Origin of the sequence: Egibacter rhizosphaerae (assembly GCF_004322855.1) — a bacterium.
Taxonomy (GTDB): domain Bacteria; phylum Actinomycetota; class Nitriliruptoria; order Euzebyales; family Egibacteraceae; genus Egibacter; species Egibacter rhizosphaerae.
The window spans coordinates 382532-395171 of sequence record NZ_CP036402.1; the positions used below are offsets into that span (position 1 = coordinate 382532).

Annotated in this window: 13 protein-coding genes and 1 pseudogene; 4 read left to right on the forward strand and 10 right to left on the reverse strand. The window is 70.7% G+C overall.

Annotated features, from left to right (window positions below; all coding sequences use genetic code 11):
- Positions 1–44 precede the first annotated feature (44 nt).
- Together ER308_RS01720 and ER308_RS01725 are read left to right on the forward strand one after the other, a co-directional pair.
- Positions 45–950: a LysM peptidoglycan-binding domain-containing M23 family metallopeptidase gene (locus ER308_RS01720; RefSeq protein WP_165491734.1), complete on the forward strand. Its 906-nt coding sequence runs from the start codon at positions 45–47 to the stop codon at positions 948–950.
- Between the two features lie 618 nt (positions 951–1568).
- The gene (locus tag ER308_RS01725; RefSeq protein ID WP_205745836.1) at positions 1569–1880 is read left to right on the forward strand and encodes an iron chaperone; all 312 of its coding nucleotides are present in this window, start codon (positions 1569–1571) and stop codon (positions 1878–1880) included.
- Between the two features lie 18 nt (positions 1881–1898).
- Here the strand turns inward: ER308_RS01725 and ER308_RS01730 are convergent, their stop codons facing one another.
- From ER308_RS01730 to ER308_RS01745, 4 genes and pseudogenes are all read right to left on the reverse strand, one after another.
- Positions 1899–2399, reverse strand: a complete 501-nt coding sequence (locus tag ER308_RS01730; RefSeq protein ID WP_131153411.1) for a hypothetical protein — start codon at positions 2397–2399, stop codon at positions 1899–1901.
- Positions 2400–2716: 317 nt separating this feature from the next.
- Positions 2717–2860: pseudogene (locus ER308_RS23005) on the reverse strand (class I SAM-dependent methyltransferase); the annotation flags it as partial.
- Between the two features lie 33 nt (positions 2861–2893).
- Positions 2894–3076 (reverse strand): hypothetical protein, encoded by a 183-nt coding sequence (locus tag ER308_RS01740; protein ID WP_205745837.1) that lies wholly within the window; start codon positions 3074–3076, stop codon positions 2894–2896.
- Between the two features lie 77 nt (positions 3077–3153).
- A complete protein-coding gene (locus tag ER308_RS01745) occupies positions 3154–4803 on the reverse strand; it encodes a LuxR family transcriptional regulator (protein WP_131153412.1) in 1650 nt (549 codons plus the stop codon).
- 169 nt (positions 4804–4972) lie between these two features.
- Between ER308_RS01745 and ER308_RS01750 the strand changes: the two genes are divergently transcribed.
- Positions 4973–6007 (forward strand): class I SAM-dependent methyltransferase, encoded by a 1035-nt coding sequence (locus ER308_RS01750; RefSeq protein ID WP_131153413.1) that lies wholly within the window; start codon positions 4973–4975, stop codon positions 6005–6007.
- A 10-nt stretch (positions 6008–6017) separates the two neighbouring features.
- On the opposite strand, the gene ER308_RS01755 is transcribed toward ER308_RS01750, so the two are convergent.
- Both ER308_RS01755 and ER308_RS01760 read right to left on the reverse strand, forming a co-directional pair.
- A complete protein-coding gene (locus tag ER308_RS01755; protein WP_131153414.1) occupies positions 6018–6893 on the reverse strand; it encodes an LLM class F420-dependent oxidoreductase in 876 nt (291 codons plus the stop codon).
- Between the two features lie 79 nt (positions 6894–6972).
- Positions 6973–7608, reverse strand: coding sequence for a TetR/AcrR family transcriptional regulator (locus ER308_RS01760; protein WP_165491735.1), 636 nt, complete (start codon positions 7606–7608; stop codon positions 6973–6975).
- Between the two features lie 125 nt (positions 7609–7733).
- Here ER308_RS01760 and ER308_RS01765 point away from each other — a divergent pair, with 125 nt between their 5' ends.
- Entirely contained in the window at positions 7734–8117 is a 384-nt protein-coding gene (locus tag ER308_RS01765; RefSeq protein ID WP_205745838.1) for a PPOX class F420-dependent oxidoreductase, read from the forward strand.
- Between the two features lie 83 nt (positions 8118–8200).
- Here the strand turns inward: ER308_RS01765 and ER308_RS01770 are convergent, their stop codons facing one another.
- From ER308_RS01770 to ER308_RS01785, 4 genes are all read right to left on the reverse strand, one after another.
- Positions 8201–9805, reverse strand: a complete 1605-nt coding sequence (locus tag ER308_RS01770) for an aldehyde dehydrogenase (NADP(+)) (protein WP_131153417.1) — start codon at positions 9803–9805, stop codon at positions 8201–8203.
- A 167-nt stretch (positions 9806–9972) separates the two neighbouring features.
- Positions 9973–11256 carry a TRAP transporter large permease gene (locus tag ER308_RS01775; protein WP_131153418.1) on the reverse strand — a complete coding sequence of 428 codons (1284 nt, stop codon included), beginning with the start codon at positions 11254–11256 and terminating at the stop codon, positions 9973–9975.
- On the reverse strand, positions 11253–12023 hold the full coding sequence (locus tag ER308_RS01780) for a creatininase family protein (RefSeq protein WP_165491736.1): 771 nt from the start codon (positions 12021–12023) through the stop codon (positions 11253–11255). Before ER308_RS01780 ends, ER308_RS01775 begins: the two co-directional genes overlap by 4 nt.
- Positions 12020–12547, reverse strand: coding sequence for a TRAP transporter small permease (locus ER308_RS01785; RefSeq protein ID WP_131153419.1), 528 nt, complete (start codon positions 12545–12547; stop codon positions 12020–12022). Before ER308_RS01785 ends, ER308_RS01780 begins: the two co-directional genes overlap by 4 nt.
- Positions 12548–12640 lie beyond the last annotated feature (93 nt).

Below are 12640 nucleotides of genomic sequence, written 5' to 3' on the forward strand. Positions count from 1 at the left end.
GGTCGGCGTGGCGGGGACGTCGTTGGACGGCAGGAATGCTCGTCGTGACCGGCGCGCTGCTCACAGCTGGGGCCGCGCCCGAGAACCACACGGTCGAGCCCGGGGAGACCCTCGAGGACATCGCCCAGCGCCACGAGACCACGGTTTCGGCGCTCCGACGGGCGAACGACCTCGCCGACCCGAACCGCATCGTCGCCGGCTCCACCCTGAGCATCCCGGGAGCCACCGGTGGCGGGGCCGGATCCGGCGGCCACCATGTGGTCCGCCCCGGCGAGAGCCTCGCGATGATCGGCAGCCGCTACGGCGTCACCGCACGGCAGCTCGCGGACTGGAACGGCTTGGCGAGTCGGCACCACGTCAAGGCGGGTCAGCGCCTGAACGTGGGCGGCCCTGCCGCCCGCAACGTCGCCTCACGCGGGGGTGGCGAACACCGGGTCGCGCCAGGCCAGACCCTGTCGGGCATCGCCCAGCGTTTCGGGGTCGGCGTCGACCGGCTCGCGGAAGCCAACGGCATCGCCGACCCCGATCGGATCCTGCCGGGGAGCACCCTCGCCATCCCCGGCGGCTGGCACTGCCCCGTCCGGGGATCGGCGCGGTGGGTCAACGACTTCGGGATCGCCAAACCCGGCGGTCGCTTCCATAACGGGGTGGATCTGTACGCGGCCAGGGGCACTCGGGTGGTCGCCCCCGTCCCGGGCCGTGTCGAGCACGTGCGCGGGGAACGCGCCGGGCTGCAGTTCCGCCTGCACGGGGTCGACGGTCACGTCTACATCGGCACCCATCTCGACAGCCTCGCGGTCTCGGGGCGGGTGGAGACCGGCCAGACCCTCGGCACGGTCGGCACGACCGGCAACGCGCGAGGGACCTCACCGCACTTGCACTTCGAGATCCACGCGGACGGCGATCAGATCATCAATCCGTACCCGAGCCTGCGGGACGCGTGCGGTTGAGCGGAAGCTGCCGGCCTCGGTCAGGATGACGGCCGGTTGTCGTCGTCGGGCTGTGAACTGATTTCGTCGCGTTCGCGTTCGAGTACGGCGCGCTCGCGCGCGGACCAAAGCGCGAGCCGGCGATGGGGTCCCCGCAACGCTGTGTACCCGGCGGCTTCGCGGTTCGAGTGAACCCTGACGCCCGGCGTTCGACTTGGCTGCCCTGAACCTGCTCACGAGGCGCCGCCACCGTGTCGGTTGCCTGCGACTCCCCCGTGCCGGTCGTCCCGATCTTGCCGCTCATGTGCTCCTCCTGAGGTCGTGTGGTAACCGCCGGCCATCCTCGTCGTCGACCGCGACCGGGTCCGTACCCGAAAGCGACAAGCTGCGCCGACTTCCCGCCAAGGCGATGCGGGTGTGAGCGACACGGAATTCTCCCCAGGGTCGGTCGCGAGAGTTCCCCGTTGTCAGCAATGGGCGCACCCGCGCTGTGGGAGGCCGATGAGTCACCCAAGGCTCGTGCGTCTACCCCTGCGAGGGGCACCGCCACCACACGCCGCACGGAGGTTCGACCATGACGTCCCCCGTCGACGACTACCTCGCGAAGCTGCCCGAGTCGAAGCGCGAGGCATCGAGCGCATGCGTCGGGCCGTCACCGAGGTGAGTCCTCAGGTCGAGGAGGTCATGCGCCGCGGCGTCCCCGCCTTCCGCTATCTCGGTCAGCCGTTGGTCAGCATCGGCGCAGCCCAGCGACACGTGGCTCTTTACGTGATGTACGGGCGCGTGCTGCAGGACCTCGCGGAGGATCTGGAGCCCTACGACGCCTCGCGCACCGTCGTTCGGTTCCCACCCGACGAGGCCTTACCGGATGATCTCATCTTCAGGATCCTGGTAGCCCGCAAGGCGGAGATCGATGGCGCGAGCTCCTCGCCCGAGCCCGCAACCAAATGACCCCTGGTCGGGAAGCGCTCACCAGCCCCTGGCCCGGCTGCTCGCGCGCACGGCCCAGGCGAGCGCGCCGATCACGACGGCCAGGGCAATGACCTTGATCTCGAGGCCGAGCAACGGTAGGGACGTCGCCGCGACCGTCACCCCGAACAGACCGGTCACCGGCAGGATGCAGCCCGGGCACGTGAACGTGCCGAACGCGATCGCCACGGGCGCGACCGCGCTCGTCGAGCAGGCGGTGGCGCGCCGAGCGGCCCTCGCCCACGTGAACGCGAGCACCATCAGCGTCGCCGTGCCCACCGCGATCAGCAGGTTCAGCGCGAAGCCTCCGTAGACCCACAACGCGCCGAACTCCTCGAGCGTCCACACGGGATCAGCCATGTTCGCGAACGAGAAGTTGCGCTCCATCCCGTTGCTGCGCAGATCGAACGCGAAGAAGATCCCGAGCAACACCACCGAGCCGCCCAGAATCGGCCAGCGAGTGCGTGGCTCGGCGAACAGGTCCCGGATGACCGTGGGCACGGTGCCTCCTCGAGGATGCGTAGATTGGGTCGAACCCGTATGGAGCATGACAAACGGGCACATTATCGTCCCGTGGCTTCGCTGCGGCCGCGAGCGGGGGTGAAACGGTCAGAACCGATGCCATCGTCCCTGATGGGGTCAGGGGCGCAGGGGTCAGGGGCGCAGGGGTCAGGGCGCCCTGCCGAGGGACGGCCCCTTGACGCCCCGCTCGGCATCCGTGTGACGCTCGAGTTCGACGACGAGATCGAGGGCGGGACGAGCATCCGCCCACCGGGGGCGACGGCGGCGGCGGCGCGCCGCACCGCGGCGGTGCGCTGAGCCTGCGACGCGTGGAAGTAGACGAGGAGCACGAGGTCGTAGGTCGCTGGGTCGTCGTCGGTAAGGACATCGTCGACGATCCAGCGGATCCGCATCGCGACGCCCTCCCCGCGGCTGGTGGCCAGCTCGCGGGCCTTGTCCAGCGCGACGGCCGAGAAGTCGACCGCCGTGACCTGTCATCCACGCTCGGCCAGCCACACCGCGTTGCGCGCCTCGCCGCACGCGAGGTCCAGGGCGGTGCCCGGCGCGAGGCCCTGGGAGTGGGTGCGCACCCACCGGTTCGGCTCGGCGCGCCACACGAGCTCGCTGGTGCGGTAGCGCTCGTCCCAGTCCTCGACGGTCCTCAAGGGGTCGCGCATGGGCTCCCCCCGGACGCCGATCAGCAGGATTACTCCCCCAGGGGTCGCCGACGATCGGCACCTCACCACGCCCGACATCAGGGCTCGGCAGCGTCGGTGGGCTGGCCCCGGGCGACGCTGGCGATGGCCTCGCCACGGGTACGCACGCCGAGCTTCTCAAGGACGCGGGCGACGTGGTGCTCCACGGTGCGGCGGCTGATGTACAGCCGCTCGGCGATCTCGGGGTTCGACAATCCCTCGGCGACCAGGGCGAGGACCTCACGCTCTCGGGCGCTCAACGAAGCCCGGCCGCGCGGCGCCGAGCGGGCAACCTTGACCCCCAGGTCGCGAAGCAGCGCCGCGGCGGCATCGGCGTCGCGCGCGGCGCCGAGTCCCTCGAAGGCCTCGAGAGCGTGGCGTAGCTCGGCGGCCGCAGACTCCGGGGCATCGTGGACGAGGCAGCGAGCGAGCTCCATCCGCGTCCGCGCAGCCTCCAGCGGGATCCGCAGCCGAGCGAAGGCCGCCATCGCATGCTCGAGCCCGGACCGGACCGCCTCGTCGTCACCGGCCTGGGCGCGGGCCATCAACCGCGCGCCACGGGCAAACGTGAGCTCGCAGGATGATCGCTCGCCGGCCTCGGCGAGCACCCGGCCGCGCTCGCCGGCCCGGTCGGCTCGCCCCTGCGCGATCTCGACCTCCCCCAAGAGCTCGTGGGCTGCCAGCTCCTCAAGGGTGGCCTTCGCGGGCCCAGTGAGCCAGGGACGCAGGAGGGCCTCCGCCCCGGCGGGGTCACCGCGCTGGAGGCGGATCCTGGCCAGGACCGCAGCGGCTAGCGGGTGCTCGCCGAGGCCGTTGACGAGGCGTGCGGCTTCCTCCTCCCTGCCCTGTTCCAGGCGCAGGCCGGCCAGCCCTGCGAGGGCCTCCGCGTGCACCGGCGGCAGTGCCTCGCGCGTGAGGCGCACGGCGGCCACGAGCTCCTCCTCGGCCTGGACCCAATCACCGACCGCGACGAGGGCCGCCCCGTAGATCGTGCGGCACCGGCTGAACAAGAAGGGGCAACCGAACCTCCGGACGAAGCGATCCGCAGCGCGCGCCCACTGCACGACCCGCTCGAAATCGGCACAGGCCGTGCATGAATGCAGGGTGTTGCAGCTCGCGTAGACGACGGTGAACGGCGCGTCGCCCTCGCCGGCGAGCGACCCGGCCATCGCCTCGTCGAGGTGGACCTTGCCTTCGCCGATCCGGCCACCGGAGATGAGCTGGGCTCCGAGCTCGCTGGTGGCGCACAGTTCGAGCGCGAGGTCCCCGTGTTCCCGGGCCAGCTCGCGGGCCCGATGCGCGGCGGCCTGGCCTGGCCCCGGACCGGCGGTCTCGGCCTCGTACAACAACACCCACCCACGAAGGTCCTCGAAGTCGTGGTGGTCGACGAGGGTCCTGGCACGTGCGAGCCAGCCGGCGGCCGCGGCGGAGTTGCCGAGGTTGGCGTCGTGGCGCAGCGCGAGCCACAGGGCCGCCCGGGCGGCGGCCCTGGGCTCGCCCCGGCGGCGGAAGGCCGCGTAGGCACGCTCGGTGCGCTCGATCGCCGCCGGGATCTCTCCGAGCCACCACAGGGCCTCGCCGAGCCCGGCGAGGGCCTCGGGAGTCTCAACGGTCTCGAGCGCGGCGTTGTACGCATCCCTGGCTGCGGGCCAATCACCCTCAGCCAGGGCACGCTCGGCAGCCTCGAGGTGGGCCAGGCGGGTCCCCATGCCGGTGATCGTAGGGAACGGAACGCCTTCACGCGCCGGGCCGTGCCGGCCACTCCGAAGTTGCGCTCGGATTGGGTGAGGTCACGGATGCGCCGCACCCCCGGGAGGTGCCATCGTCAGGGCACATCCAAGCACCGAGCGAACTCGACCGCCACCGACAGGAGCCGTGATGACCGCCACCGCGAGCGCCGCACTCACCGTCGCCGAGCAGGCCAAGCCCCTGCTCGCCCACGCCGCAGGCTACGCCAGCCACCGCACGATCAGCCTCGGCCTGCGCACCGGCCTCGTGGAGGCGTTGGCCCACGAACCTGACGGGCTCTCGCCCGAAGGACTCGCCCGCCGCCTCGGCCTGGACGGCTTCTACGTCGCCGTGTGGTGCCGCTCGGCGCTGGCTGCCGGCGTGTGCGAGCGGGACGGGGAGCGCTACCGTCTCGCCCCGCACGTAGCCACGCTCCTGCTCGACATGGACTCGCCCGCCTACATCGGCGGGGTCTTCCTGGTCTTCGAACAGCACGAGATGTTCGACCGCTTCGAGGCGGCCCTCCCGTCCGGGGAGCGGCTCTGGTGGGACGACTGCGGCCCGGAGTGGATCGCCGGGGTGGCCGGCACCGGCACTCCGTTCTACACGCGCCTCGTGGGCTCCGGGCTCGGGCAGGTCTCGGGCCTCGACGAGCGTCTGGCCGATGGCGGGCGCATCGTGGACACCGCGTGCGGGTCCGGTGAGGGTCTACTGCGCTTGGCCGAGGCCTACCCCACCTGTGAGATCGTCGGCGTCGACGGTGACGCGTACTCGGTGAGCCTGGCCCGCGACCGCGTGGCTGAGGCCGGCCTGTCCGAGCGCGTCTCGGTGCACGTCAGTCCGCTGGAGGACCTCGTCCTCGACGACCCCGCCGCGCTCGTGGTCAACAACATCTCGATGCACGAGTGCCGGGACCTCGACCGCACCACCGAGCGGGTGCTCGGGACCCTCGAGCCCGGTGGATGGTTCGTCATCAGCGACTTCCCCTTCCCCGAGACCGACGAGGGGTTGGCCAGCGTTCCCGGCCGGATCATGGGCGGCATCCAGTTCTTCGAGGCGCAGATCGACGATCAGCTGCTGCCGCGCAGCGCCTATGACGAGCTACTGTCGCGTCACGGATTCGTCGACCTCGGCTCGACCGAACTCACCCCCGTGCACGCTCTGACGTGGGGGCGCCGCGCGTGAGCGCAAGCCGTCACCGGATCGCGGCGACCCTCGGGACGACGAGCTCGCCCATCTGCTCGGCGAACTGGACCGGTGGCCGGTCCGGCACGGTCAGGACCTCGGTTACCCCCAGCTCGGCGTAACGCTCCAGCGTCGCCACGAACGCGTCCGGATCGTCGAGCGGGGAACCGAGCTCGAGCACGGTCTTGTCGATCTCCTCGTAGCGACGGCCCTCGGCCTCGCAGTGGGCCCGCAACACGCCGAGCTTGCGCGCGAGCTCCTCGGGCTCCGCGCCGAACAGGTTGCACGCGTCGGCGTAGCGGGCGACGAGCCGCAGGGTTCGGCGCTCCCCACCACCCCCGACCATGATCGGTGGATGCGGCCGGCTCACCGGCTGGGGCACGCACATCGTCTCGGCGAGCTGGTAGTGGCGACCCTCGTAGGGCCCGTCGTCGTCGCTCCACATCTGCAGGCAGATCTGCAGCGTCTCCTCCAGCCGCTCGAACCGTTCACGCATCGGCACGACCGGCACACCGAGACCACGCTTCTCGCGCTCGTACCAGGATGCGCCGATGGCGAACCGGCAGCGACCCTCGGACAGCACGTCCAGCGTGGTCGCGATCTTCGCGAGCAGGCCCGGATAGCGGTACATGACCCCGGTCACGAGCGTCCCGAGCGTCAGGCGCTCGGTCACCGCCCCCAGGTAACCGAGGGTCGTGTAGGCCTCGAGCATGGGCTCCTCGGCGGTGAGCCAATCCTCGATGTCCATCTGGAAGTAGTGATCCATCACCGTGAACGCCGAGAAGCCGGCGTCTTCGGCCGTGCGTGCGGTCTCGGCGAGCGTCGGCGCGATCTTCGGGGGATCGGGCGGACCGGAGAACGACACGTAGTGTAAGCCGAGTCTCATCACACTCTCCCGGTAGGTCCGATGACATAAAGTTTACGACTGCGGTTTCGAACGCCCTGTTGCTCAGGTAGCGCTCACGTCACGTCGGCGACTGCGGCGAGGTCAGCTCGAACCCCGTTGTGTCCGCGTCGACGAACGTGGCGCGCAGCAACCCGGCGAGGTGCTCGGAGAGCTCCGAGGACGACCACCCCCGGAAGAGCAAGCGCTCGAACATATCGGTCGAGATGAGCGCGAACAGGAAGTCGGTGGCCGTGCGCCGCGTCCAGCCCGCAGCGAGGCATCCCTCGTCGGCCAACTGCGCCACGATCCTTCCGCAGCCCTCGAGCTGAGCCGCCGACACGCGCTCGCGGTGGGCGGCCGCGTCCGGATCCCGTGCCTCGACCTGCTGGATCGCGCGGTCGACTGCCATGATCCGCGGATGATAGTCGGCCAGGTGGTGCGCCCACCGCTCAAGCGCCGTCGGCCCGTCGGGCGCCTGCCAGACCCGCTCGAGGGAGTCCGCGAGTCCCTCGGCCTGCGCCACGTACCCGAACAGGTTGGCGAGCAGCTCCGCCCGCGACGAGAAGTGCAGGTACACCGCGCGTCGGGTCACGCCCGCTCGTCGGGCGACGGCGGCCATCGTCAACGCGTCGAATCCCTCGTTCTCGAGGATGGCACGGGCCGCGCCCAACAGGGCACCGCGAGTGCGGCGACTGCGCGCGTTGCTGGGTTCCACAGCACCACCCCTTGAACAACTACACAGACTGTGCATACTTAGGAACTACACAGGGAGTGTAGTCCCTCGGCACAGAGGGCCGCGGCATGGGCCGCGCCCAGCGGCCCGGTGGAAGGAGTGCACCCGTGAGCGAGGTCTTCACCGACGCCGAACTCGAGTACCTGCACGGCGATCGTCGTCTCGGCCGCATCGCCACGGTCGGCCCCGACGGCACCCCGCACGTCGTCCCCACCGGCTGGACGCACAACAGCGACTTGGACACGCTGGACTTCGAGGGCATGGACCTGCCGTCGACGAAGAAGTTCCGGGACGTCGCGCGCACCGGTCGCGCGGCGGTCGTCATCGACGACGTCCTGCCGCCGTGGCAACCGCGGGGCGTCGAGGTGCGCGGCCGCGCCGAGGCGCTGACCGAACCGAGCGCCCTGATCCGCCTGTACCCCGAGCGTGTCGTCTCCTGGGGCATCGAGGACTCGCGCATGGGCGTACGTCACGCCCGCACAGTGCCTTGATCGGGCGCGCAAACAGCCCGCGTGTGGACATCATCGGTCGCTGCCGTGGGCGATGACGCCCACGGCAGCGACCGGTCTTCGCCCTAACGCTCGACCGGCGCCGTGGTCCACGCGCCGTCGAGCAGCCGAGGCAGGTCGAGCGGGTTCTCGTCGCGCAGGGCGGGGGGCAGCAGGGCCTGCGGGGCCGTCTGATAGGCGACGGGACGCAGGAACCGGCGGATGGCTGTGGAGCCGACCGAGGTGTGCAGCGGGTTGGTGGTGGCCGGATAGGGGCCGCCGTGGTGCATCGCGTGGGTGACGGCCACGCCGGTGGGATACCCGTTGCACACCACGCGGCCGGCCATGCGGGTCAGCTCCTCGACCAGCTCGGTGATCTTGTCCGCTTCGTCCTCTTCGGTGTGCACGGTGGCGGTGAGCTGGCCCTCCAGCGAGGCTGCGACGGTGATCTGCTCACTGGGTGAGGCAGTGACCAGCACGGCCATCGGTCCGAAGTGCTCGGCGGCGAGATCCGGTTCGGCCAGGAAGCGCTCGGCAGGGACGCGCAGAACGGTCGGGCGGGCGGCGAACCCATCGCGCTCGGTGACCTCACCGGCTGCCAGTACCTCGACGCCGTCGATCGCTCGGGTTCGCGCCAGCTGCTCGGCCAGCGCGGACGCGATGCGCCCGTTGAGCAGTGGGCCACCCGCATGCGCCCCGGCCTGCTCGGCAACACGCTCGGCGAACGAGGCGCCCTCGGCGCTGTCGGGCAGCACCAGCACCCCGGGCTTGGTGCAGAACTGCCCGGTGCCCATGGTCATCGACTGCAGGAAGCCGTCAGCGATCTCCTCGCCTCGGGCCGCCAGCGCACCGTCGGTCACGAACACGGGGTTCAGCGAACTCATCTCGGCGTAGACCGGGATCGGCACATCACGCTGTGCCGCGAGATCGTGCAGCGCCCGACCCCCCGCCCGCGAGCCGGTGAATCCCACCGCGGCGATGCCCGGCGCCTCGACCAGCGCCGACCCGACCTCGACCCCTTGACCGTGGACCATCGACAGCGAGCCGGGCGGGGCGCCGGCGTCCGTCAGCGCCGCCCGCAGCGCCCGGGCGGTCCGCTCGCATGTCGCCGGGTGGGACGGGTGTGCCTTGGCCACCACGGGGCAGCCCGCCGCCAGCGCCGAGGCGGTGTCACCACCGGGCACGCTGAAGGCCAACGGGAAGTTGCTCGCACCGAAGACCGCGACCGGACCCAGGGGCACGAGCTGACGGCGCAGATCCGGTCTCGGGGGCACCACATCGGGGTTGGGCGCGTCGATCGTCGCCTCCAGGTAGCGACCCTCCGCGACCACGTCGGCGAACAGGCGTAGCTGGTTGCTGGTCCGCGCCAACTCCGTGGACAGCCGAGCCCGCCCCAAGGCGGTCTCGATATCGGCGACGGCGATGATCGCCTCGCCGTCGGCGTCCAGCGCGTCGGCTAGCCCTCGCAAGACCTCAGCGCGCCGCTGCGGCGTCCAGGCAGCCAGCACCGGCGCGGCCTCCACGGCCGCAGCGACCGCGTCGGCGACCTCGCCGCTGGTGGCCTCGGCCACCGCCAGCGGACCCTCCCCGCCGGTGCGCGGGTCCGGCCCGCGGAAGCGCGCTCCTTCGGCGCGCTCACGGTCAGCGACCAGGTTCGCCCCGGTCAGCGCTTCGATCCCCTCGGTACTCATGTGCGTACTCCTTCTGCGTGTCGACGTCGCGTCAACATTCCACCCTGGCCGGAGCCGTCACCCCGGGCGGGAGCCGTCACCCCGGGCGGGAGCCGTCGCTCTGGACCGGAGCCGTCGATGACCGGTTCCCGGAGCCGCTTCCGCGGACCACGAACGACCCGTCAGGATCAGCGGAAGATGGCCTCGGGTAGCCACATCACAATCTCGGGGACCAGGACGATGATCACCAACCCACCGAGCAACGCGACCACGAACGGCAGGACTTGACGCGTCAGCCCGACGAACGAGACCTGGCTCACCTTACTCACCACGTACAACAACGCCCCGACCGGCGGCGTCAGCAGGCCGATCATGAGGTTGACCACGATCACCACCCCGAAGTGGATGGGGTCCACACCCACGTCGAGCGCGGCCGGCAGCAGGATCGGTGCGAAGATCAGGATGGCGGGTACCGCGTCGATGACCAGTCCCACGACGAGGAAGAAGACCATCGCGAGCAGCAGAAACTGCACCGGCCCGACATCGAGGCCGTCCACCAGCGTCGCAAGGTCGTCCCCGACCCGCTCGGCGGCGACGATGTAGCTGAAGATCCCCACCACCGCGAACAGGACCATCACCGTCGAGGCGAAGACCGCATTGTCGCGGAAGATCCCCCACAGGTCCCGCAGCGAGATCGTCCGGTAGATGAGGATGCCCACCAGCAACACGTAGCCGCTGGCCACGAACGCGAGCTCGGTCACCGTCGCAACGCCCGTGAGCACGCCACCGACGATGATGACCGGGGCGACCAGGGCCATCAGCGCCTCGCTGAGCAGACGCCGCAGGCTGCCGAACGACCGCTCGGTGGGTTTGGCCACCGGCATGGGCTGGTGGCGGCCACGGAGGAACAGCACCACGAACAGGATCGCGGTGAGCAGCAGCGCGGGACCGACGCCCCCGAGGAACAGTTGCCCGACCGAGAGGTTGGTGACCAGGGCCACGAAGATCATCGGGATGCTCGGCGGCATGATCGGCCCGATGATCGCCGACGCCGCGTTCACCGACGCCGCGAACGTCGGCCGGTAGCCCTCCTCGCGCATGGCGGGCATGAGCACGGCGCTCACCGCCGAGGCGTCGGCCGGGGCGCTGCCCGAGATTCCCGACGCGAACAAGCTCACACTGACCGACACGTACGCCAAAGCGCCCCGGACCTTGCCGATGAAGAACAGCACGAGGTCGATCAGGCGTTTGGTCATCCCGCTGCGGTTCATCAGGTCCCCGGTGAGGATGAAGAACGGCACCGCCAGCAACTCGAAGCCGGACACGCCGTCCACCATCGCCGTGGGGAGCCGGGTCGCCTCGCCGAGATCGGCGATCAACACGTAGGCGACGCCCGACGTGGCCATGGCGACCCACACCGGCGCCCCCAGTGCCATGAGGGCGAACAGCAGGACGAAGAGGAGCGCGATCACGCGTTGGGGTCCGTCGTGACGAAGTGACGAGCGAAGGCCGCGATCCGGTCCACGGCCGTCTCCACGATCTCCTCCCCCGCCCCGCGGTTCGCACGGCGGGCGTCCCCGAACGCCCCGTTGCGGGTGCGGGCCGCGAACGACTTGGGCACCTGGAGCGCGTGCGGCTGGTAATTGTCCTCGTAGGGCCCGTACTCCTCGATCAGGTCGCCGGCCTCGAGCGCGTCGGTGTGGACGAGCTCCGGCGCCAGCACCATCGCCACACTGGTCTCGATCTCGCAGGCGTGGCCCCATCGATCGGTGACCGCGTGCTCCTGGATCACGTCGCGTGCCTGGGCGAGATAGAAGGCCGACGCCGCCCGCAGCCCGTCCTCGAACTCGAGCCGCGTGGTGAGCACCGACAGCACGGCCTGGTTGCCCATGTGCCCGTTCACGAACAGGAAGTGGCGCGGGCCGTGGCGCGCCAGGCTGCGCACGACGTCGGTCATCACGGCCTGGAAGGCGTCCGATCCGATAGAGATCGTGCCGGGAAACGCCATGTGATGGGCCGAGAGCCCGAACGGCAACGGCGGCGCGACGAGTGCGAGGCCGTACAGCCGCTCGGCGATCCGATGGGCCAAGCCATCGGCGATGCGGTAGTCGATCCCGAGACCGAGGTTGGGTCCGTGCTGCTCGGTGGCGCCGACGGGCAGGAGGATTACCTGCCCCTCGCCGAGCGTGGGGGCGAGCTCGGCCGAGCTCGCGGCGGACAGATCGAACGGGGCGCTCACTCCTGGTCTCCTTCCGGTGGCTCGACGTCGTCGCGCGCCGCTTCCCGCTCGAAGCGCAACGGCAGGACCAGCGCGGCGAGCAACAGGAGGGTCCCGGCGGTGGGGACCGCGGCGAAGGCCCAGCTGGTGGGCAGACCCAACTGGATGTACGCGATGCCGGTGCGCACGAGGGTCACTTGGATGCCCGCGTACACGAGCGAGGCGAACAGCACCAACTCGATGGCGCGTACGGCCGTGGCGAGGGCGAGCTCCGAGCGTCCCTGGAACCGCGCGACGACGAAGTCGACGACGATGTGGCCCCGCTGGTGATAAGCCACGACGACCCCGAGCATGACCATCCAGACGAACAGCAACTGGCTGAGATCGGTGACCCACAGGAAGCCACCGCCGAAGAAGGTCCGCATCGCGATCTGGACCGCGTTGATGAGAAAGATCGCGAAGAAACACAGCCCGGCGAGGCCGGCGCACGCGCGGGCGAGGTGGTGCACACCGGCGCGCAAGGGTTCGACGGGGAGCGTCGTCACGTCACCTCCTCATCGCCAACGGCCGGCCGGGGCCGCCGCTGGGGCCACAGGACCCCCGTCAGGCCACGGGGCGGCCGGGGTCGGGACTCGGCC